Genomic DNA, 21,075 nt, shown 5'->3' with positions numbered 1-21,075 from the left:
AAGACTGACCAATCGAGGCCCCCGGTGATTTTCGCGGGGGTCTTTGTCGTTGCGATGATCCTGCTGCTGGTTTTCAACTACCGGCACGGCGATACCCGCAGCTGCCGCTGGCGCGAGTGCCGCGGCGCCGGAGAGAGCAGCTGGACCTGCGTGCACTGCGGCGCCACCACCACGGGGCCGCGCGGCGAAACCCCCGTCATCTGCCTGCGTCCGAAGAGCTGACGCCGATGCGCGCTGGGGCAGGAGCCCCGCGCGGCGCGTGGGCGCCGGAGGGGGCTCTGCCCCCGTCCCCTTTCGGGGACTCCCCCGGGATATTTGCACCTAGAAGAAGCGGCGGGGTTGCGCCTTGCTCGGGCGGCGGGTCTTCTGGCTGCAAACAGGAACCGCAAGATGACCGAGACCCCCATCGTCCCGCCGAAGGACGCCGAGGCCCGCCGCGCCGTGGCCCCGGTGATCTGCTACCCGAACGAGACGCTGCCCGCGCCGGACATGGCGCTCTACCGTGCCGCGCTGGCGCAGGCGGAGCTGGTCGAGACCGTGGTCGCCGCGCCGCGCGAGGCCTGCGCCTTCCGCGTGCCCGCGGGCGGCTTCTTCCGCATCCGCAGCGTCGAGGCGCCACAGGTCGGCGATCTCAATCTGTGGAACGCCCAGGACCTCTCGGAGCGCTTCTATTCCGGCAAGACGCGGGCGCTGCACGGCACGCATCTGACGGAGGGGGAGCGCATGTGGTCGAGCTTTCCCTTCCTGCGCCCCATGGCGACCATCGTCGAGGACAGCCTCGGCTGGTACGGCATCGATGAATATGGCGGCTCGGTGCATGACGTCATCGGCACGCGCTGCGATCCGCACACGCACCACCTGCTGAGCGGCGGCGCGCAGTATCACCATTGCTGCCATTCCAACCTGACGCGAGCGCTGGCGGCGGAGGCGGGGCTCACGGCCGAGGCGGCGGCGCGCGAGGTGCATGACGTGCTGAACGTCTTCATGTGCACCGGCTTCACCCGAGACACCGGCCAGTATTTCATGAAGGCGAGCCCGGTGCGCCCCGGCGATGCGCTGACCTTCTTTGCCGAGATCGACCTGCTGGGCGCGCTGAGTGCCTGCCCGGGGGGGCGACTGCGCCAGCGAGCACAGCTCGGACACGGCGCGCTGCGCGCCGCTGGAGGTGGACATCCTGAGGGTGCCCGAGGCGGCGCTGCAGGGCTGGCAGCCGCCCGCGCGCAACGGATACGACCGCAGCCACGGCATGTGAGCGGGCACGCGGGCCGGACTGGCGGGAAAGGCTGGCCGCAAAGGCTGGGAAGAAAAGGCGGGCGGGAGCTGCGTCCCGCCCGACCCTCAGGCGAAAGCCGCCTCGAGCGCGATCTCGACCATCTCGGCAAAGGAGCTCTGGCGGTCTTCTGCCGGCAGGGCCTCATGGGTGAGGAGGTGGTCTGAGACAGTGAGCACCGCGAGCGCGCGCACGCCGTGGCGCGCGGCGAGGTTGTAGAGCTCGGCCGCTTCCATCTCGACGCCGAGGATGCCGTGGCGGGTCATGATCTCGGTCAGATCGGGGCGTTCATCGTAGAACACGTCGGCGGAATAGATCCCGCCCACATGGGTTTTAGTCCCGACGCGCGCGGCGGCATCCGCGGCGGCGCGCAGCAGGGCGAAATCGGCGCAGGGCGCGAAGTTCACCTCTCGGAAGATGCCGCGGGACGGCGTCGACAGGCTGCTGGCGGTCATCGCAAGGATGACATCCCGCACCGAGACGCTGTGCTGCATCGCGCCGCAGGAGCCGATCCGGATCAGGGTCTTCGCCCCGTAGTCCCGGATCAGTTCGTTGGCGTAGATGGACAGGCTGGGCATCCCCATGCCGGAGCCATGTACGGAGACCCGGTTCCCCTTCCAGGAGCCGGTGAAGCCGTACATGCCACGCACCTGGTTGACGCATTCCGCGTTTTCCAGAAACGTTTCCGCCACCCATTTCGCGCGAAGCGGATCACCGGGCATCAGAACCGTTTCGGCGATATCGCCGGGCTTTGCTCCGATATGGACGGTCATCAGAGCGCGAGGTCTTCGAGCGATTTGCCCTCGTCAAGCGCTTCGATCACCCAGTTCGGTTTGCGGCCACGACCGGTCCAGGTCTGTGCCGGATCGGACGGGTTAGCGTATTTCGGGGCGCCTTTGGAGCCTTTGGTGCCGCCAGCGGCGATGATTTCGTCCAACGAGTATCCGAATTCCTTGGCGACTTGCTCTGCTGCGCGCTTTGCTTCCGCCTTGCGGCGCGCGTCTATCGTTGCCAGAGCTTTATCCACGTCGGCCTTTAGCTGCTTCAACTCGTCTTTGGACAGGGTATCAAGGTCAATATTCACGATCGTCTCCGTTTTCTATGCCAATAAAATTGGCCAATCGGAGCTATTCCGCAAGAGCAGGCTTTGTGTCAATTCTAGATTTTGTATAAACAGGCTGTTGACCACTCACAATCATCGTGAGCGGCCTGTTCTTTTTGCTCTTGCTGTACGGGATATCACCCTATTGCGCGGCAACGCACTCCGGGTCCGCGAGGGTGATGATGTCTCGCATTATCTTGTTAAGCTCAAAGTCTTTGGGCGTATAGACCCGTGCCACGCCGCAGGCCATGAGTTGCTTAGCGTCTTCGTCGGGGATGATGCCGCCGACCACAACCGGGATATGCGAGAGCCCTTCGGCGCGCAGCCTCTGCAGAATATCGGCAATCAAGGGAATGTGACTACCCGAAAGAATGGAAAGCCCTATGACATGCGCGCCATTGCGGGCTTGCGAAACAATCTGTTCCGGGGTGAGCCGAATTCCGTCATAGTCGATCTCCATCCCACAATCGCGCGCCCGGAAGGCGATCTGTTCGGCGCCGTTGGAATGGCCGTCAAGACCGGGTTTCCCGACGAGAAAGCGCAGGCGGGCGCCCAGCCGGTCGCTGACCGCATCCACGGCAGCGCGCAGGTCCTCGAGCCCCTCCGTACGGTTGGAGACAGCCTTGGCGACGCCGGTAGGGCCGCGATACTCGCCGTGCACGCCGCGCATTTCCCCGGCCCATTCGCCGGTCGTGACCCCGGCCTTTGCGCAGGCGATCGAGGCGGGCATGATGTTTTCCCCTGCCGAGGCGGCGCGGCGTAATTGGGCGAGGGCCGCGGTCACGGTACGGGCATCGCGCGCGGCGCGCCAGTCGACGAGCCGGGCGATTTGTTCGTTTTCGACCGCGGGATCCACCAGCATGATTCCACCGTCCTCGCCGACCAGCGGAGAAGGCTCGGCTTGTGTCCAGCGATTGACACCCACCACGGTGGTCTCATTGCGCTCGATACGTCCGAGCCGATCGGCATTGGCGTCGACGAGCCGCGCCTTCATATAGTCTATGGCGCCGATGGCTCCACCCATGGAGGCAATATTTGCCAGTTCCGCCCGCGCGCCTTCCTTCAGCTCCTCGACCTTTCGGTCGACCGCGGGATTTCCGTCGAAGAGATCGTCGAATTCGAGAAGGTCGGTCTCATAGGCCAGGATCTGCTGCATTCGCATGGACCATTGCTGGTCCCAGGGGCGGGGCAGGCCGAGCGCCTCGTTCCAGGCGGGCAATTGCACGGCGCGGGCCCGGGCTTTCTTCGACAGGGTGACCGCCAGCATTTCGATAAGAATGCGGTAGACGTTGTTTTCCGGCTGCTGTTCGGTCAGCCCGAGGCTGTTGACCTGCACGCCATAGCGGAAGCGCCGGTATTTCGGATCGGCGACTCCGTAGCGCTCCTGCAGGATTTCGTCCCAAAGATCGACGAAGGCGCGCATCTTGCACAGTTCGGTGACAAAACGGATGCCCGCATTGACGAAAAAGCTGATGCGCCCGCAGAGCGCCGGGAAATCCTCGGTCGCGACCCGCGGTTTCAACTCGTCCAGCACCGCGCAGGCTGTGGCGAGGGCAAAGGCCAGTTCCTGCTCCGGCGTCGCGCCCGCCTCCTGCAGGTGATAGGAGCAGACGTTCATCGGGTTCCACTTGGGCACATGGGTGTAGCAGTACTCGGCCACGTCCCCGATCATCTTCAGCGAGGGTTTCGGCGGGCAGATATAGGTGCCGCGGCTGAGATATTCCTTGATCAGGTCGTTCTGCACCGTGCCCTGAAGCTGGGTGATCTCTGCGCCCTGTTCCTCGGCCACCGCGATATAGAGCGCCAGCAGCCAGGGGGCGGTGGCGTTGATTGTCATCGAGGTGTTCATTTGCTCGAGCGGGATCTGCTCGAAGAGAGCGCGCATGTCGCCGAGATGGCAGACCGGCACGCCGACCTTGCCGACCTCGCCGCGTGCGAGCACGTGGTCGCTGTCATAGCCGGTCTGGGTGGGCAGATCGAAGGCCACCGACAGCCCCGTCTGCCCCTTGGCGAGATTGGCCCGGTAAAGCGCGTTCGACGCGCTGGCGGTCGAATGACCGGCATAGGTGCGGATCAGCCAGGGGCGGTCGGGCTGGCGCGGGCTGGTGCTGTCTTTCATCTCATCCTCCCTCGGGCAACGCGAATCTTGCGAGCAATCATCTTGCGATTGGGTGTGAATATTGGAAATAAAATGTCTCGTCAATTCGCCGCATCGCGGCGGAGCGCCCGGGCTGCACCGCAGCAGGGGCGGGATCTCCGAAAGCCAAGTATACATGCGTTTCGTCCAAAAGCTGCTCGAAGTTTCTGCATCCGCAAAGTTATAAAATTTCTCAGCACTATCCATTTTAGTTGCAATGTTGCGCATCGAATTGTATCCCGATGGGGAGGAGCCCCGCGATTCTGCACTGCGGCGCGGGCCACGCAGGAGTGAGGAAGGAGGCCATGATGGCGTTGGACAGCAAGACCGAGATCGCGCCCTATAATGCACCGGTGAAGGACCTCTACGAGATCGGCGAAATGCCGCCCCTCGGTCATGTGCCGAAGCAGATGTACGCCTGGGCGATCCGCCGCGAGCGCCATGGCGAGCCCGATCAGTCCTTCCAGAAGGAGGTGGTCGACACCTGGGAGATCGACAGCTCCGAAGTGCTGGTTCTGGTGATGGCGGCCGGGGTCAACTATAACGGCGTCTGGGCCGGCCTCGGCGTGCCGATCAGCCCCTTCGACGGCCATGGTGCCCCTTATCACATTGCCGGCTCCGACGCCTCGGGCATCGTCTGGAAGGTGGGCGAGAAAGTCACCCGCTGGAAGGTTGGCGACGAGGTGGTCATCCACTGCAACCAGGACGACGGCGACGACGAGGAGTGCAACGGCGGCGATCCGATGTTCTCGCCCAGCCAGCGCATCTGGGGCTACGAGACGCCGGACGGCAGCTTCGCCCAGTTCACCCGCGTGCAGGCGCAGCAGCTCATGCCGCGGCCCAGGCACCTGACCTGGGAGGAAAGCGCCTGCTACACGCTGACGCTGGCCACCGCCTACCGGATGCTCTTCGGCCACCACCCGCATGAGCTCAAGCCCGGCCAGAACGTGCTGGTCTGGGGCGCCTCGGGCGGGCTCGGCTCCTATGCGATCCAGCTGATCAACACCGCGGGCGCGAACGCGATCGGGGTGATTTCCGACGAGAGCAAGCGCGACTTCGTCATGTCGATGGGTGCCAAGGGGGTCATCAACCGCAACGAGTTCAAGTGCTGGGGCCAGCTACCCAAGGTGAACACGCCCGAGTACAACGAGTGGCTCAAGGAAGCCCGCAAGTTCGGCAAGGCGATCTGGGAAATCACCGGCAAGGGTGTCAGCGTCGACATGGTCTTCGAGCACCCGGGCGAGGCGACCTTCCCGGTCTCGGCGCTGGTGTGCAAGAAGGGAGGTATGGTGGTGATCTGTGCCGGCACCTCCGGGTTCAACTGCACCTTCGACGTGCGCTACATGTGGATGCACCAGAAGCGCCTGCAGGGCTCGCATTTCGCCCATCTCAAACAGGCCTCCGCGGCCAACAAGCTGATGATCGAACGGCGGCTCGACCCCTGCATGTCCGAGGTCTTCAGCTGGGACGAGATCCCCGCGGCGCATCTCAAGATGCTGCGCAACCAGCACAAGCCTGGCAACATGGCGGTGCTGGTGCAGGCGCCGCGCACCGGGCTGCGGACGTTCGAGGAGGCGCTGACGGGCTGATCCCGCCGGGAAGGCACCGGGTAAGGAGAGGGGGCGCTGCCCCCTCGGCGCTGCGCGCCTCACCCCCGGGATATTTGGACCTAGAAGAAGGGCAGGGCGTCCCGCGCTTCTTCTCTTTCAAAATACGCACGGCGGGACAGATCCGCCGGGCGCGCCGCCTGGTCAGCCGTAGAAGCTCCGGCCGGTCCGGGCCATCTCGGTCAGCGTCTCGGGGCAGGTGAAGCGGCGGCCATACCGCTCGGCCAGCTCGGCCGCTCGCGCCGCGGCGTAGGGCGCGCCCAGCATGTCGAGCCACGAAAACGGGCCGCCCGACCAGGGTGCGAAGCCCCAGCCCAGCACCGCCCCAACGTCGCCCTCGCGCACGCCCGGCAGCACGTGGCGCTCCAGCGCCCGCACCGCCTCGAGCGCCTGCACGAAGAGCAGCCGGTGCTGCACCTCCAGCAGCTCCGGCTGCTGCTCGGCCGGCGGCCATTCCGTCGCCAGCCCGTCCCAGAGCCCGAGCCGCCTGCCACCCTCGTAGGCGTAGAAGCCCGCGCCTGCCTTGCGCCCGAGCCGCCCGATGTCGGCCATGCGCTCGAGGACCTCGTCCACCTCGGCATCCCGGTAGGCGTCGCCCATGGCAGCGCGGCTGGCCCGGGCGATCTTCAGGCCCAGCTCGATGGAGGTCTCGTCGATCAGCTGCAGCGGGCCCATAGGCATCCCCACCAGCTTGGCGGCATTCTCGATCAGCGCCGGGGCCACGCCCTCGCGCAAGAGCCGCAGCCCCTCGTTGAGATAGGGGATGATGCAGCGGTTGGCGTAGAAGAAGCGCGCGTCATTGACCACGATCGGCGTCTTGCGGATGGTTCGTGCAAAATCCAGCGCCTTGGCCACCGCGCGCGGGCCGCTGCGGACGCCCTTGATCACCTCGACCAGCAGCATCTTCTCGACCGGCGAGAAGAAGTGCAGCCCGACGAAATTCTCCGGCATCAGCGAGGCCTCGGCCAGTTTCGAGACCGGCAGGCTCGAGGTATTGGTGGCGAAGATGCAGCTCTCGGGCACATGGCGCAGCGCCTTTCGGGTGACCTCGGCCTTCACCTCCGGGTCCTCGAAGACCGCCTCGATGATCATGTCGCAGCCCGCGAGCGCGTCGAACTCGGTGGTCGCTGTGAGCCGCTCCAGCACCGCCTGCTTCTGCGCGGCGCTGGTCTTGCCGCGCCTCATGCCCTCGTCGAGATAGGCCTCGGCATGGGCGCGGCCCGTGTCCGCCGCCGCCTGCGTGCGGTCGAGCAGCACCACCTCGATCCCCGCCTGCGCCGAGACCAGCGCGATGCCCGCGCCCATCATCCCCGCGCCGAGCACGCCGAGCTTCTTCACGCTCTGCGGCGGCACGCCCTCGGGTCGACCCGCGCCCTTGTCCAGCGCTTCCTTGCCGACGAAGAGCGTGCGGATCATCGCGCTCGAGCTGGGGTCGAGCATCACATGGGTGAACCAGCGCGCCTCGATCCTGAGCGCCGTGTCGAAGGGCACCTGCACGCCCTCGTAGACCGCCGAGAGCAGCGCCTTGGCCGCCGGGTAGACCCCCTTGGTCTGGCCGCCCACCATGGCTGAGGCACCGACGAAGGTCATGAACCCGGCCGGGTGATAGGGCCCGCCGCCGGGCAGCTTGAAGCCCTTGCGGTCGCAGGGCTTCACGAGATCTTCAGGCTGCGCGCGCAGCACCCAGTCGCGGGCGGCGGCGAGCGGATTCTCGGCGACCTCGTCGATCAGCCCGGCCTTCTGGGCCTTCTCGGGGGACAGCAGGGTGCCCTCGAGCAGGTAGGGCGCGGCGCTTATGGCCCCGAGCCTGCGCACCAGCCGCGTCGTGCCGCCTGCCCCGGGAAAGAGGCCGACCTTGATCTCGGGCAGGCCGATCTTCGCCTTCGGCTCGGGCACGGCGAAGATGCGGTGACAGGCCAGCGCCAGCTCGTAGCCGATGCCGAGGGCGGTGCCGGGCAGGGCGCAGGCGATGGGCTTGCCGCCCTTGTCCTGCGCATCCATCCCGGCGCGCTCGATCCGGCGCAGCACCGCGTGCAGCCCCATGATCCCCTCGAAGATGCCCTGCGCCGGATCGTCCCCGGCAGCCTCGCGCAGCGTTGCCAGCGTGTTCAGATCCATGCCGCCGGCAAAACTGCCGGGCTTGGCGGATGTGATGACGATGCCCTTCACGCCGTCGTCTTCCAGCGCTGCGCCGACCAGCGCGTCGAGCTGGGACAGCGCCTCGAGGCTCATGACGTTCATCGATTTTCCGGGCGTGTCCCAGGCGAGGATGCAGACGCCGCCCTCGGTGCTGGCCGAGAAATCGCTCATGTCTCCTCCTCCCCGTCCTGCTCCCCGCCAAGTTCGCCGTCGTGCCGCCCCAGCTCCGAGCCATCGCGGCGGCGGTAGACGCGGGCCGCGCCATGGGTCTCGGTCACCAGGTCATGATCGCTGTAGTGGATGATGTCGGCGCCGCTGCGGGTGCCGATCACCAGGTAGCGGGCAGGGGCCGCCGAGCGGTTCTCCAGCCTATGGCCGATGCCCTGGCCGGCGGGCCAGCAGGCGCAATCGCCGGGGCCCATCGGCACCTCTTCGTCCTCGACCAGCACCAGCGCGCCGCTCAGCACGTAGACCATCTCGTCCTCGCGTTCGTGCCAGTGCCGCCAGCCCGAGGCGGAGCCGGGCGGCAGCTCCTCGATGAAGGCGCCGAACTGGGTCAGCCCGCCGGGGTCCGACAGCAGCTGGCAGCCGTAGGGGCCGGGGCCGTCGCCGAGCACGCGGTGGCGGCTGGAGCGGTGGGTGGTGACGGGTTGGGGGTCAAGTTTCGGCATCATACCCTCTCGAGGATCATGGCCACGCCCATGCCCGAGGCGACGCAGAGCGTGACGAGGCCAGTGGATTTGTCCGAGCGCTCGAGCTCGTCCAGCAGCGTGCCGAGCAGCATCGCGCCGGTCGCGCCGAGCGGGTGGCCCATGGCAATGGCGCCGCCGTTCACGTTGACCTTGCCCGGGTCGGGATCGAAGGCCTGCAGGAAGCGCAAGACGACCGAGGAGAAGGCCTCGTTGACTTCGAAGAGGTCGATGTCACCGATTTCCATGCCCGCCTGCTCGAGCACCCTCTCAGTGACCGGAACCGGCCCGGTGAGCATGATCGTCGGCTCGCTGCCGATGCGGGCCATGGCGCGGATGCGGGCGCGGGGCCTGAGCCCCAGGGCTTCGCCGAAGCCCTTCGAGCCGACCAGCACACCCGCCGCCCCGTCGACGATCGCCGAGCTGTTGCCAGCGTGGTGGATATGCTCGATCCGCTCGAGCTCGGGGTAGCGCATCAGGGCCACTGCATCGAAGCCGGGCATCTGCTCGCCCATCTCCCTGAAGGACGGTGTCAGCGCCGCGAGCGCCTCGCGGTCGGTGCCGGGCCGCAGCGCTTCGTCGCGCTCGAGAATGGTCAGCCCGTTGATATCGGTGACCGGCAGGATCGAAGGCGCGAAGCGGTCTTCCTCCCAGGCGCGGGCAGCCCGCGCCTGGCTTTCCACCGCGTAGGCATCGGCGGCGCAGCGCGAGATGCCGTGCTTCGTGGCGATGAGATCGGCGGCAATCCCCTGCGGCACGAAATGCCGAGGCAAGGCGAGCGAGGGGTCGACGGCGATCGCCGCCCCGTCCGAGCCCATGGGCACGCGGCTCATCATCTCGACCCCGCCGGCGACATAGGCCTGGCCCAGCCCGCCCTGCAGCTGCGCGGCGCCCAGCATGACCGCCTCGAGCCCCGAGGCGCAGAAGCGGTTGATCGACAGGCCCGGGATGGTCTCGGCGAGCCCCGAGGCAAGCACGGCGGAGCGTGCAAGGCAGCCGCCCTGTTCGCCGACCTGCGTGGCATTGCCCCAGATCACGTCTTCGAGGACCGGCCCGTCGAGCCCGTTGCGGCTCCGCAGCCCGTCCAGCACCAGCGCCGAGAGCCGCAGCGCGGTCACCTCGTGCAGCGCGCCGTCGGGCCGACCCCGCCCGCGCGGGGTGCGGATCGCGTCGTAGATGAAGGCCTCGGTCATGGCTCCTCCTTCCATGGTCGGCCGGGATATGCGGCGCCTCTAGGCCCGGTCGGCGGGCGAGCCGGGCATCAGCTCATAGGGGTGTTTCCAGCCCGGCAGCGCCTCGATACCACTTAGCCAGCGGTCGATGTTCGGCCAGTCGGCGCGGACAAAACCGAAGGGTTCGGGGTAGAACAGATAGCCGCAGGAGCTGAAATCCGCGTGGGTCGGCCCGTCACCGACGATCCAGTCACGCCCCCCCGAGATGCGCCTCCAGCACCTGGTAGGCGGCCTTGAGCCGTCCTTGCGTGAAGGCGATCACCTCGGCCGGGCGCTTCTCCTCGGGCAGGAAGTTCATCAGGAAGCGGGTCATCCCCGCCTGGCTGCTGAGCTTGTGGTTGTCCCAGAACTGCCAGCGCAACACTTCGCGCGCCTCCTCGGGCGTGGCGCCGCCGAACTTGCCGGTTTTTTCGGTGATGTAGTGCTGGATCACCCCGGACTGGGTGAGGGTGATGTCGCCATCGACCAGCACCGGCACCTCGCCCATCTCGTTGACCTCGGCGCGATACTCGGGCGTTCGGGTGGCGCCATTGAAGAAGTCCACCTTCACCGGGGCCCAGTCGAGCCCCGAGAGCTGCAGCGGCAGCGCCGCCTTGTAGGCATTTCCGGATTCGCCGAAACAGTAGAGCTTGATGGTCATGCGCGCGGTCTTTCCCTGTGCGATGTGTCGCGGGCAGCGGCGGGGGCTTCGCGCCCCCGCACCCCCGCGGGATATTTGAACCTAGAAGAAACCAGCTTCGGCGCGAGATGTAACCCGTTCTTAACCTTGCGGCGAAAAGACTGTCGGCGCGGTACAGGCTGGGAAGCCGATGACCGTCCTAGGAGAATCCCCGCCGCCAAACCGGGCGCCCTTGCAGGCCGGTGCGGTGGCGGGGCGGACCGAGTGCAGTCCCGCGTGGCCGTGCACCAGGTGACCTGGCTCGACGCGGCGTGGACCCGATGTGCGGATCCCCGGGCTCTTCTAGGCGGAAATATCCCGAGGGGGGCCGGGGGTGCGACACCCCCGGTCCTTTGCCCGCCGCCCGTACGGCCGAGGAGGGCAGGGGCTCGGATCACCGCTTGCGCGCCTCGAGCTCGGCGCTGAACAGCCGCAGCCGGTGCGAGAGCACCTCGGCATCGGTCACGCTGTCGAAATTCTCGAAGAGGAAGGACAGCGCCTCGCCCGTGTCGAGGCCCGCCGCTGCCGAGAAGCTGCGCAGCCCGCGGTAGCCGTCCTCGGTCATCGCGACCGAGAAGCGCCGGGTGAGGCGAAAGCGCTTGGGCATGGGCGGCTCCTTTGCGGTGTCGTTCTCCTCAGGGTTTCATTCCGCGGCCCCGGCGTCCAGCGGCAAGCGTGCGGCGGCACACGCCGCGATCGGGGCGGGGTGCGGGGCGGTGGCGGGCAGCTGGCGGGATATGTCGTGGAGATCCGCCGGCAGCGTGGCGCGGCGCGCAGGCGGCAGAGAAACGCCGCTGCTGGCCCTGCAGCGCGCGGCGCAGAGAGCCCGGTCCCGAAAATCAAAAACGCCCCGGCCGATCCACGTCACGTCGCAAGCGACGAACAGCAGATCCGCGACCGGGGCGGTAAACTCGGGAAGTGTATTTTGCAGTGCGCCTGGCATGGGGCCTCCTCTCCCGTCCGCCAAGGCCTCGCGATGGTCCGCTGTCGGATCAGCCGGCCTTGCGCTCCAGCTCGCCGAGCATCTGTTCGCCCCACGCAAGCTGTTCTTTCAGTTCCTCGATCGCCATGGTCAGATCATCGCGCTGACGGATCATGTCGGCAAGACGTTCCTGGCCGATCTCGTGGCTGCGCGCGATCTGGGTGCGCTGCTGGTCGCCCTTGTCATAGAGCTCCAGGAGCTGGCGGATCTCTTCGAGGCTGAAGCCGAAGCGCTTGCCGCGCAGGATCAGTTTCAGCCGCGCCCGGTCGCGCCGGGTGAAGAGGCGCTTCTGGCCTTCGCGGATGGGAAAGAGCAGTTCCTTCTGCTCGTAGAAACGGAGAGTCCGCGGCGTCACCTCAAACAGGTCGCACATTTCGCGGATCGTCATAAACTGGTCGTCACTCATGTCAGGTCTTCTACCTCACTTCGCGTCAAGATGACGGGTGAACTGCGCCTTTCATGACAATCCTACAACTGCCCCCTATCCTTTTGAGACCGCTACGCAACGTCATTTTTTTGAATTACGTAACTTCGTTAAGCGTCACGCGATGGTGGGAGGAACTTTCTTTCTCCGGTTGCGCGGGGCGCAGCTATTCCGGGGCCGGAATGTATGCCACCGGGTACGAAACCAAAGCGTTTCAACCCAATCAGGGCCGTTGATTCGCCTCATTCACCCAGTTCTTTGAGCGTCACATCCCGAAGCGCTTTGAGCTCCTCGATCGCCGAATCGAGCTGCGCGCGCTCGTCGCCGAGCTGCACCAGTTGCCGGTCCGCCATCTCCACCCAGGTGCGCATCTGCGCCTCGGTGCCGTCGCGTTCGTACATCTGCAGCCATTGCCGGATCTCTTCGAGCTGGAATCCGAACTTCCGCCCGCGCAGGATCAACGTCATCCGCGCCACCTCGCGCGGGCCATACCAGCGCGATCGCCCCTCGCGTTCGGGGGTGAGCAGCTCGATGTACTCGTAATAGCGCAAGGTGCGTGGGGTGACCTCGAACCGTGCGCACATTTCCTTGAAGCTGAGACGTGTCTCGCTCATGCGGCCTCCTGACGTGGCGAAAGGTAATGCGGCAGTGCGGCGAGGGCAATGGCCGCCCTGCTTGCGGTGCGCGATCCGTCGCCGCATAAAGGCGTGAGACGGAAAAGGATATCGCCATGTCCACGGATGCGGAGACGGGCATCGACCCGGCGGTTGCGACCGAGCTGATCCTGCGGCTGCCGCAGGCGCGCGCGCTGGGTCTGAAGATCACCGGTTTCGGTGACGGCTGGGCCGAGATCCACATGCCCTTCGCGGCGCAGCTTGTCGGCGATCCCGAGACCGGGGTGATCCATGGCGGGGCAGTCTCGACGCTGATGGACACCTGCGGCGGCGCCTCGGTCATGGCGCACCCGCAGGTCGAGGGGCACACCGCCACCATCAGCCTGCGCATCGACTACCTGCGTGCCGCAACGCCGGGGCAGGGGATCACCGCCCGGGCCGAGTGCCACCACGTGACCCGCTCGGTCGCCTTCGTGCGCGCCGTGGCGCTGGACGAGGATACGGAGCGTCCCGTCGCCATGGCCACCGGCACCTTCACCGTGCCGCAGCTGCGCGGCGATGCGCCGGAGGGCACCGCATGAGCCATCGCAAGCCCGAGCCCGTCCAGGTGGTCAAGCAGCGCCGCGACACCGCGCTGCGCGCGCTGGCCGGCGGCGTGCCCTACGTGAATTTCCTCGGCATCACCTTCGACCGCCGTGGCGACGAGCTGACCGGAGTGCTGAACTTCGACGAGAAGCTGATCGGCAACCCCGACCTGCCGGCGCTGCACGGCGGGGTGACCGCGGCCTTTCTCGAGGTGACCTCGATCATCACCCTGAGCTGGATGAGCCTCTGGGACGAGGTCGAATCCGGCCGGCTGGATCTCGAGGCACTGGAGCAGGGGCGGTTGCCGCGCCTGCCCAAGACCATCGATTTCACCATCGACTACCTGCGCCCCGGGCTGCCGCGCGACGCCTATGCCCGGGCGCGGGTCACCCGCTCGGGCCGGCGCTACGCCTCGGTCCACGCCGAGGCGTGGCAGGACAACCGCGACAAGCCGATCGTGCAGGCCGTCGGGCATTTCCTGATGCCCTGGGACGAGAGGTGAGCACGCCCCACCGTACCGTACCATCCGTGCTCTCCACGCCCCTCTGAAGATATCATGCCTTCCCAGATCCTTCCCCTGACCCACGGCCGCGTGCTGAAGATCGCGCTGCCGATCCTGCTCTCCAATGCCACGGTGCCGATCCTCGGCGCGGTGGACACCGCCGTGGTCGGCCAGATTCCCAGCCCCGAGCCGATCGCCGCGGTCGGTGTCGGCGCGGTGGTGCTCTCGGCGATCTACTGGATCTTCGGCTTCCTGCGCATGGGCACCACCGGACTCACCGCCCAGGCGCTTGGTGAGAACGACCGCTGCGAGGTCTCGGCGCTGCTGGCGCGGGCGCTGCTGATCGGCCTTGCCGGCGGCGTGCTGCTGATCGTGCTGCAGGCGCTGATCTTCCGCATCGCCTTTGCCGCCTCCCCGGCCTCGGAAGAGGTCGAGCACATGGCGCAGAGCTACATGCAGATCCGCATCTGGTCGGCACCGGCGGCGGTGGCGATCTACGGGCTCACCGGCTGGCTGATCGCGCAGGAACGCACCCGGGCAGTGCTGGTGCTGCAGCTTGGCATGAACGCGGTCAACGTGGTGCTCGACCTGGCGCTGGTGCTCTGGGTCGGCATGGGGGTCGAGGGCGTGGCCCTGGCCACCTTCGTCGCCGAATGGTCGGGTCTGGGCCTTGGCCTCTGGCTCTGCCGCGACGGTTTTGCCGAGGCCGGCTGGCGCAATCGGGCGCGGGTCTTCGACCCGGCGCGGCTGCGCCGCATGGCCGTGCTCAACGGCGACATCCTGATCCGCTCGCTGCTGCTGCAGGCGATCATCGTCTCGTTCATGCTGGTCGGCGGACGCTTCGGCGACGTGACCCTCGCGGCGAACCAGGTGCTGATGCAGTTCATGATGATCACCGCGCATACGATGGACGGTTTCGCCTTCGCCGCCGAGGCGCTGGTCGGCCAGGCGGTGGGGGCGCGCAACGTGCCGCACCTGCGCCGCAGCGCCCGGCTCTCGGGCCTCTGGTGCGGCCTTGTCGCGCTTCTGCTGGCGGTGCTCTTCTGGCTTTTCGGACCGATGCTGATCCGCGGCATCGCCGCCGATGAGGCGGTGCGCGCCGCCGCCATCGCCTTCCTGCCGTGGATGGTCGTCTCGCCGCTGCTGCAGGTGCTGCCCTTCATGCTCGACGGCATCTTCATCGGTGCCACGCGCTCGGCGGACATGCGCAACATGATGGCGGTCTCGGCGGTGATCTACGCGGCGGTGCTGCTGCTGGCGCTGCCGGCGATGGGCAACCACGGGCTCTGGCTGGCCTTCCAGGTGTCCTTCCTCGCACGCGGGCTGACCCTGGCGCTGCGCTACCCGGCGCTGGAACGCTGGGTGGCCAAGGGCGGCTGAAGAGCGGGCTCCACCGCGTGGCTGCCGAGAGGGGGGGCTCCGCCCCCGAGGCGCAATGCGCCTCTCCCCCGGGATATTTCCGCCTAGAAGAAAAGCCGGAGGCAGCGCGCACCTACGGCTTCTTCTCTTTTCAAATACGCATATCCTGCCCGGGCAAGGGCGCGCGCCGATGGGTAGGGGCTCAGCCGGCGGCGGCCTGCACCTCGGCGACGATGCCGTCGACCACCTGCGCCAGCAACGCCTCGTCCTCGCATTCGGCCATGACCCGGATCAGCGGCTCGGTGCCCGACTTGCGGATCAGCAGCCGGCCGCGGCCCGAGAGCTGCGCCTCGGCCTCGGCGATGGCGCCCCGCACGCTGGCAGCGTCGAGCGGCGTCTGCCCGGCGTCGAAGCGCACGTTCTTGAGGAGCTGCGGCACCGGCTCGAAATTGCGCGCCAGGCGGCTGGCGGGCTGCCCGGTGCGGACCATCTCGGCAAGGAACTGCAGCCCCGCCATGAGGCCGTCGCCGGTGGTGGCGAAATCGGTCATCACGATGTGGCCCGACTGCTCACCGCCGAGGTTGAAGCCGCGCGCCCGCATCATCTCGACCACGTAGCGGTCGCCGACCTTGGTGCGGGCGAGGGTGAGCCCGCGATCGCCGAGGTAGCGCTCGAGCCCGAGGTTCGACATCACCGTGGCGACCAGCGTGCCACCGGCAAGCCGGTCTTCCTCGGCCCAGCGGCCGGCCATCAGCGCCATGATCTGATCGCCGTCCGCCACGGTGCCCTTCTCGTCGATGAGGATCACCCGGTCGGCGTCACCGTCGAGGCAGATGCCGACATCGGCGCCATGCGCCACCACGGTCTCGGCGGCGGTCTGCGGCTTGGTCGACCCGCATTGGTCGTTGATGTTGAGCCCGTTGGGATGGGTGCCCACCGGGATCACCTCGGCGCCGAGCTCCCAGAGCACCTCGGGCGCGGCGCGGTAGGCAGCGCCATTGGCGCAGTCGATCACCACCTTCATCCCGTCAAGGCGCATGCCGTGCGGGAAGCTCGATTTCACCCGCTCCTGGTAGCGGAAGCGGCCGTCGTCGATGCGCTTGGCGCGGCCGATGTTGCCGGCCTGGGCAGGCTCGACGCCCTTCTCGACCAGTGCCTCGATCTCGGCCTCGGCCTCGTCCGAGAGCTTGAAGCCGTCGGGGCCGAAGAACTTGATGCCATTGTCATGCGCCGGGTTGTGCGAGGCCGAGATCATGATCCCGACATCGGCGCGCATCGAGGGCGTCAGCAGCCCCACCGCCGGGGTCGGCACCGGGCCGAGCAGCAGCACGTTCATGCCGGTCGACGTGAGGCCCGCGGTCAGCGCGGTCTCGAACATGTAGCCCGAGAGCCTTGTGTCCTTGCCGATCACCACCCGGTGCGTGCCGCCCGCCTCGCGGCGGAAGTAACGCCCGGCGGCGGCGCCGATGGCCAGCGCCATCTGGGCGGTCATCGGATGCATGTTGGCGGTGCCGCGCACCCCGTCGGTGCCGAACAGCTTGCGGGTCATTCATGGCCTCCTTCTTCGACGGCCTGCCAGAGCGTCAGCGCCTGGCGCGTCTCGGCAACGTCGTGAACGCGGATGATCTGGGCTCCCTGCGCCACGCCCGCAAGGGCGACGGCAATGGAGCCGGGGAAACGTTTGGCGGCCTCGGTCTCGCCCGAGAGCTTGCCGATGAAGCCCTTGCGCGACACGCCGAGCAGGATCGCGCAGCCAAGCCCGTGGAACAGCGACAGCCCGTGCAGCAATGCGAGGTTCTGCTCCAGCGTCTTGGCAAAGCCGATGCCGGGGTCGACCACGATCTTCTCGCGCGGCAGCCCGGCGTGCTCGAGCGCGTGGACCTGCGTCTCGAGGAAGTCGTAGACGTCGAGCAGCACGTCCTCGTAGTCGGTCTGGCTCAGCATCGTCTCGGGGGTGCCACGCATGTGCATGACGCAGACGGGTAGGCGGGACGAGGCGCAGAACTCGGTCATCTCGGGGTCGAAGACGAGGCCCGAGACATCGTTGATCAGCGTGGCGCCGGCCTCGGCGGCGGCGCGGGCGACGGCGGCCTTGCGGGTGTCGACCGAGATCGGCACGCCCTTCAGCGCCTCGGTCACCGGCACCACGCGGGCGATCTCCTCCTCCACCGGCACCTCGGGCGCGCCAGGGCGCGTGCTCTCACCGCCGATGTCGAGGATCTCGGCGCCATCCGCCAGCATCTGCCGGGCGCGGGCGATGGAATCCTCAGCAGAGCTGTCGGTGCCGCCGTCGGAAAAGCTGTCGGGGGTGACGTTGAGGATGCCCATGATCCGCGTGCCGTCCATGGGCAGTCCCGCTACGGGTTCGCGCGGCGCGGTCAGCCGGGCCAGCACGTCCTGCGGAACTTCGGAGACGGGAACCACTGTCACCGCCTCGCCGCGGGCGTGGCGGGCGCAATGGCTGAACCAGCGCGGTCCCCCGGCAAGGGGCAGGGCCCCATCGGGGCGGGCGTGTCCGGACTGGACAAGGGGGCGGTATCGGGCAGTCATTGACCGTCTGTGCCCCATGCGCGCCAGCTTGGCAAGCCGCGCTGCGGCGTGATCAGAGCGTGGTATTTCCGACTGTTACAGCCCGTGCCGGAACCGTCAGCCCGGCGGGCGGCTCTTCGCCGATCATCACCAGCTCGCAGGCCTCCATCAGCCCGGCGAACCAGGCCGCCAGCTCGGCGGGGTCCTCGGGGTGGGCGTGGTGCCCCGCGGGCGTGTCGAGCACGATCTTCGAGGGCGCCCAGATGCAGCTCTGGCCGTTCTTCATCGCCCAGTCGAGCTCGGTGCGGGTGGCGACCACCTTGGCGCGGGGATCGCGGGCCGCCAGCATCCAGGCGTTCTGCTCGATCGCCAGCAGGTCGATGCGCCGCTGCGCCAGTGGGTGGCTGGCCTGGGGGCGGGTGCCCTCGGGCAGGCCGACGCAGAGGATCACCGGCGCGCCCATTGCCTCGGCCTGGTCGAGCCAGCCGGAAAGCGCGGCATCGGCGATGGCGGCATTCGACAGGTAGATCACCCGCGGGTGCGGGCGGGTGCGGGCGTCGTCCTGCGCCGCACCCACCGGCTCGCCGTCGCGGGCGCGGACGATCTCGACCCCCAGCGCCCCGGGGCCGCGGTCGAGCTTCTCGATCCGCACGAAGACCCGCAGCGCCTGCGGCTCCAGAAGGATGCGCTCGGCGATGCGCTCGGCCAGCGTCTCGAGCAGGTTCAGCCGCTCGGCGGCCAGCTCGGCGGCGATGGCCTCGGTGACCTTGTCGTAGGAGAGGATGAGGTCGACGTCATCCTCCAGCGCGCCCTTGCCGGGGGCCACCTCGACGACGACGTTGAAGCGCACGCGCTGGCGGTGGCCGCGCTCGGCCTGAAAGGCGCCGATCTCGACCTCGACAACGTGGTCGCGCAGCGAGATGCGGTCGCGCGGGGTCTCGCCGGCGGTGGCGATGGCGCGTTCGTCGGGATGGGCGAAGGCGAGGCGGATTTCATCGGCCATGGCAGCGGCTCCGGATGCGAGAAGTGCCGCCTCTCTAGCAGGCGCCTGCCGCAGGGGCGACCCCGACAACGGCGTGCCGGGGGAGAAAAGCGGCGCTCAGTTGCTGGTGCTGATGCGGTAGTTCGCGCCGCGGTAGAAGAAATGCGCGCCGATGGTGGCGGTCTTGGTGAACTTGCGGGCCCAGCTCGGCCGCACGCCGCGGGTGTGGTAATAGGTGGCGCCCTGGGTCAGCGCCCGCGGCGCGCCCGTGATCACCGCCTTGGCGACCTTGGCGACGCGGTCCCAGGCGGCCTTCTCGCTGACGTGCTCGGGGCGGCCGTCGCAGGTGTAGGAGAACTGGCAGGCGTGCAGGCGCCCGGTGCCCTGGTTGATCACGCCGCAGACCGAGTCCGGGAAGCGCGGGCTGTCGACGCGGTTCATGATCACCTCGGCGACCGCGAACTGCCCCTGCAGGCTTTCGCCACGGGCCTCGAAGTAGAGCGCCTCGGCGAGGCATTGGAACTGCGCGCCGCCGGTGGCCTTGGGCTGGGCGGCAAGCCAGGCGCGGTCGTAGTGCGGGACCTTCGAGCTGCTGGCCGAGACCGGGGTGATCATGCTGCGCAGATGCGAAGAATTTGCGGAACGAAGGGCGCTCTGTTCGAGTTTGACGAGGTGACGGATGCTGTCATGCTGGATGTCAGCGCGGACGGGAAGCGCCGCAAAGGATGCGGCGATGACGATCGCGGTGGCACGAAACATTAAGGGCTCTCACAGCTCGGGGGGGGCACCCCGAGGGATGCCGAAATCTGAGGCGATTTACAAAAATGTCGCCAATTCGTCCACCCAGGTAAGAACGCGCAAAGGGAGAGCGGCCCTATCCCTTGTGGAAAACGGCTCATTTTCGGCGAATTTCGGCCTTTTTCACCCGATTTTCTCTTTTAGCGCGAGTTGCGCAGCGGCAAGTCTTGCAACCGGAACGCGGAACGGTGAGCAGCTCACATAGTCGATTCCCGCCTCTCTGCAGAAGGCAATCGAATCAGGGTCGCCGCCGTGTTCGCCGCAGATCGAGAGCATGATTCCGCGGTTGCCGCGACGCCCGCGCTCGACCCCGATCTTGATCAGCTCGCCGACCCCGTCGGGGTCGAGCCGGTGGAACGGGTCCTCGGCAAAGACCCCCTGCTGCACGTAATGCGACATGAAACGTCCGGCGTCGTCGCGCGACAGCCCGTAGGTCATCTGGGTAAGGTCGTTGGTGCCGAAGGAGATGAAATGCGCGTGCTGGGCGATCTCGTCGGCGCGCAGGCAGGCGCGCGGGGTCTCGACCATGACGCCGAGCGAATAATGGAAATCCCGGCCACGCTCGTTGCGCACCGCGGCGGCCACCGCGTCGATGCGGGTCTTGACCAGCTCGACCTCCTTCATCGCCGAGACCAGCGGCAGCATGATCTCGGGCTCGACCGGGGCGCCGTCCTTTGACGCGTCCAGCGTCGCCTCGAAGATGGCGCGGGCCTGCATGTCGTAGATCTCGGGCACCGCGATGCCGAGCCGCACGCCGCGCATCCCCAGCATCGGGTTGTACTCGCCCATCGCCTCGACCCGGCGGGTCACGTCGCTGACCGGCAGGTCGAGCGCCTCGGCAAGGTCGCGCAGCCCGGCGCGGTCGGTCGGCAGGAACTCGTGAAGCGGCGGGTCGAACAGGCGGATGCAGACCGGCATCCCCTCCATGATCCGGAAAAGTTCCGTGAAGTCGGCACGTTGCATCGGCAGCAGCCGGGCAAGGGCGGCCTTCCGGTCCTCGGGGCTGTCGGCGAAGATCATCTCGCGCATCGGGGTGATGCGGTCGGCCTCGAAGAACATGTGCTCGGTCCGGCACAGGCCGATCCCCTGCGCCGCGAAGTTGCGCGCGGTGGCGGCATCGGCGGGGGTGTCGGCATTGGCGCGGATGCCGATGTCGCGGGCGTCGTCTGCCCAGGACATGAAGGTGCGGAAGGCGTCGTCCAGCGCCGCCTCGACCATCGCCGGAGCCCCCGCGAGGATCTGCCCCGAGGTGCCATCGACAGTGATCGTGTCGCCCTCGTGGAAGCGCCGACCATCCTGCGAAATCAATACCTTGTCGTTCAGCCGGAAGCCCATGTTGGCGGCGCCCACCACCGACGGCAGCCCGAGCCCGCGGCCGATCACCGCCGCGTGGCTGGTCATCCCGCCGCGCTCGGTCAGCACCGCGGCGGCGACATGCATGCCGCGCACGTCCTCGGGCGAGGTCT

Annotated in this window: 20 protein-coding genes and 2 pseudogenes; 6 read left to right on the top strand and 16 right to left on the bottom strand. The window is 67.6% G+C overall.

Going from position 1 to position 21,075, the window contains the following annotated elements; translation table 11 throughout:
* The first annotated feature begins 24 nt into the window (after positions 1 to 24).
* Entirely contained in the window at positions 25 to 222 is a 198-nt protein-coding gene (locus CLG85_RS22075) for a hypothetical protein (RefSeq protein ID WP_260350018.1), read from the top strand.
* A gap of 168 nt (positions 223 to 390) precedes the next feature.
* A pseudogene (locus CLG85_RS22070) lies at positions 391 to 1,252 on the top strand (urea carboxylase-associated family protein).
* Between the two features lie 86 nt (positions 1,253 to 1,338).
* Here CLG85_RS22070 and deoD read toward each other — a convergent pair.
* The 3 genes from deoD to CLG85_RS22055 all read right to left on the bottom strand — a co-directional run bounded on the left by deoD (position 1,339) and on the right by CLG85_RS22055 (position 4,491).
* Complete coding sequence (gene deoD, locus CLG85_RS22065; protein ID WP_095883689.1) at positions 1,339 to 2,043, bottom strand: purine-nucleoside phosphorylase; 705 nt, start codon at positions 2,041 to 2,043, stop codon at positions 1,339 to 1,341.
* Complete coding sequence (locus tag CLG85_RS22060) at positions 2,043 to 2,354, bottom strand: H-NS histone family protein (RefSeq protein WP_095883690.1); 312 nt, start codon at positions 2,352 to 2,354, stop codon at positions 2,043 to 2,045. The genes deoD and CLG85_RS22060 overlap by 1 nt, the downstream gene beginning before the upstream one ends.
* Positions 2,355 to 2,514: 160 nt before the next feature.
* A complete protein-coding gene (locus CLG85_RS22055; RefSeq protein WP_095883691.1) occupies positions 2,515 to 4,491 on the bottom strand; it encodes an ethylmalonyl-CoA mutase in 1,977 nt (658 codons plus the stop codon).
* Positions 4,492 to 4,817: 326 nt separating this feature from the next.
* On the opposite strand from CLG85_RS22055, the gene ccrA reads away from it, so the two are divergent.
* A complete protein-coding gene (gene ccrA, locus CLG85_RS22050) occupies positions 4,818 to 6,098 on the top strand; it encodes a crotonyl-CoA carboxylase/reductase (RefSeq protein ID WP_095883693.1) in 1,281 nt (426 codons plus the stop codon).
* Between the two features lie 162 nt (positions 6,099 to 6,260).
* On the opposite strand, the gene CLG85_RS22045 is transcribed toward ccrA, so the two are convergent.
* The 8 genes and pseudogenes from CLG85_RS22045 to CLG85_RS22010 all read right to left on the bottom strand — a co-directional run bounded on the left by CLG85_RS22045 (position 6,261) and on the right by CLG85_RS22010 (position 12,854).
* Positions 6,261 to 8,426 (bottom strand): 3-hydroxyacyl-CoA dehydrogenase NAD-binding domain-containing protein, encoded by a 2,166-nt coding sequence (locus CLG85_RS22045; protein WP_260350016.1) that lies wholly within the window; start codon positions 8,424 to 8,426, stop codon positions 6,261 to 6,263.
* Entirely contained in the window at positions 8,423 to 8,926 is a 504-nt protein-coding gene (locus CLG85_RS22040; protein ID WP_095882291.1) for a cupin domain-containing protein, read from the bottom strand. Before CLG85_RS22040 ends, CLG85_RS22045 begins: the two co-directional genes overlap by 4 nt.
* Positions 8,926 to 10,137 carry an acetyl-CoA C-acetyltransferase gene (locus tag CLG85_RS22035; RefSeq protein ID WP_095882292.1) on the bottom strand — a complete coding sequence of 404 codons (1,212 nt, stop codon included), beginning with the start codon at positions 10,135 to 10,137 and terminating at the stop codon, positions 8,926 to 8,928. The genes CLG85_RS22040 and CLG85_RS22035 overlap by 1 nt, the downstream gene beginning before the upstream one ends.
* A 39-nt stretch (positions 10,138 to 10,176) precedes the next feature.
* Positions 10,177 to 10,816: pseudogene (locus CLG85_RS22030) on the bottom strand (glutathione S-transferase family protein).
* A 412-nt stretch (positions 10,817 to 11,228) separates the two neighbouring features.
* The gene (locus CLG85_RS22025) at positions 11,229 to 11,441 is read right to left on the bottom strand and encodes a hypothetical protein (RefSeq protein WP_095882294.1); all 213 of its coding nucleotides are present in this window, start codon (positions 11,439 to 11,441) and stop codon (positions 11,229 to 11,231) included.
* Positions 11,442 to 11,477: 36 nt separating this feature from the next.
* Positions 11,478 to 11,777, bottom strand: coding sequence for a hypothetical protein (locus tag CLG85_RS22020; protein ID WP_095882295.1), 300 nt, complete (start codon positions 11,775 to 11,777; stop codon positions 11,478 to 11,480).
* A gap of 49 nt (positions 11,778 to 11,826) precedes the next feature.
* Positions 11,827 to 12,222, bottom strand: coding sequence for a MerR family transcriptional regulator (locus tag CLG85_RS22015; RefSeq protein WP_095882296.1), 396 nt, complete (start codon positions 12,220 to 12,222; stop codon positions 11,827 to 11,829).
* 260 nt (positions 12,223 to 12,482) lie between these two features.
* Positions 12,483 to 12,854 (bottom strand): MerR family transcriptional regulator, encoded by a 372-nt coding sequence (locus CLG85_RS22010; protein WP_095882297.1) that lies wholly within the window; start codon positions 12,852 to 12,854, stop codon positions 12,483 to 12,485.
* 116 nt (positions 12,855 to 12,970) lie between these two features.
* On the opposite strand from CLG85_RS22010, the gene CLG85_RS22005 reads away from it, so the two are divergent.
* Genes CLG85_RS22005 through CLG85_RS21995 form a run of 3 tightly spaced genes read left to right on the top strand, consistent with a single transcriptional unit; the run spans position 12,971 to position 15,321 of the window.
* Positions 12,971 to 13,435, top strand: a complete 465-nt coding sequence (locus CLG85_RS22005; protein WP_095882298.1) for a PaaI family thioesterase — start codon at positions 12,971 to 12,973, stop codon at positions 13,433 to 13,435.
* Positions 13,432 to 13,941 (top strand): PaaI family thioesterase, encoded by a 510-nt coding sequence (locus CLG85_RS22000; protein ID WP_095882299.1) that lies wholly within the window; start codon positions 13,432 to 13,434, stop codon positions 13,939 to 13,941. The genes CLG85_RS22005 and CLG85_RS22000 overlap by 4 nt, the downstream gene beginning before the upstream one ends.
* A 54-nt stretch (positions 13,942 to 13,995) precedes the next feature.
* Positions 13,996 to 15,321, top strand: a complete 1,326-nt coding sequence (locus CLG85_RS21995) for an MATE family efflux transporter (RefSeq protein ID WP_095882300.1) — start codon at positions 13,996 to 13,998, stop codon at positions 15,319 to 15,321.
* A gap of 181 nt (positions 15,322 to 15,502) precedes the next feature.
* Here CLG85_RS21995 and glmM read toward each other — a convergent pair whose 3' ends face one another.
* The 5 genes from glmM to CLG85_RS21970 form a co-directional block, all read right to left on the bottom strand.
* Positions 15,503 to 16,849: a phosphoglucosamine mutase gene (gene glmM, locus CLG85_RS21990; RefSeq protein ID WP_260350014.1), complete on the bottom strand. Its 1,347-nt coding sequence runs from the start codon at positions 16,847 to 16,849 to the stop codon at positions 15,503 to 15,505.
* Positions 16,846 to 17,850: a dihydropteroate synthase gene (folP, locus tag CLG85_RS21985; protein WP_095882589.1), complete on the bottom strand. Its 1,005-nt coding sequence runs from the start codon at positions 17,848 to 17,850 to the stop codon at positions 16,846 to 16,848. Before folP ends, glmM begins: the two co-directional genes overlap by 4 nt.
* A gap of 52 nt (positions 17,851 to 17,902) precedes the next feature.
* Positions 17,903 to 18,832 (bottom strand): dihydroneopterin aldolase, encoded by a 930-nt coding sequence (locus tag CLG85_RS21980; RefSeq protein WP_260350013.1) that lies wholly within the window; start codon positions 18,830 to 18,832, stop codon positions 17,903 to 17,905.
* Between the two features lie 96 nt (positions 18,833 to 18,928).
* Positions 18,929 to 19,570, bottom strand: coding sequence for a cell wall hydrolase (locus tag CLG85_RS21975; protein WP_095884211.1), 642 nt, complete (start codon positions 19,568 to 19,570; stop codon positions 18,929 to 18,931).
* Positions 19,571 to 19,732: 162 nt separating this feature from the next.
* Positions 19,733 to 21,075 (bottom strand): putative PEP-binding protein (locus CLG85_RS21970; protein WP_260350012.1); only part of this gene is annotated, 1,343 nt, incomplete at its 5' end.

Source organism: Alloyangia mangrovi (assembly GCF_002300555.2).
Taxonomy (GTDB): Bacteria; Pseudomonadota; Alphaproteobacteria; order Rhodobacterales; family Rhodobacteraceae; genus Salipiger; species Salipiger mangrovi.
The sequence above is the reverse complement of the archived record's forward strand: the minus strand, read 5'-3'. Positions and strand labels throughout refer to the sequence as shown.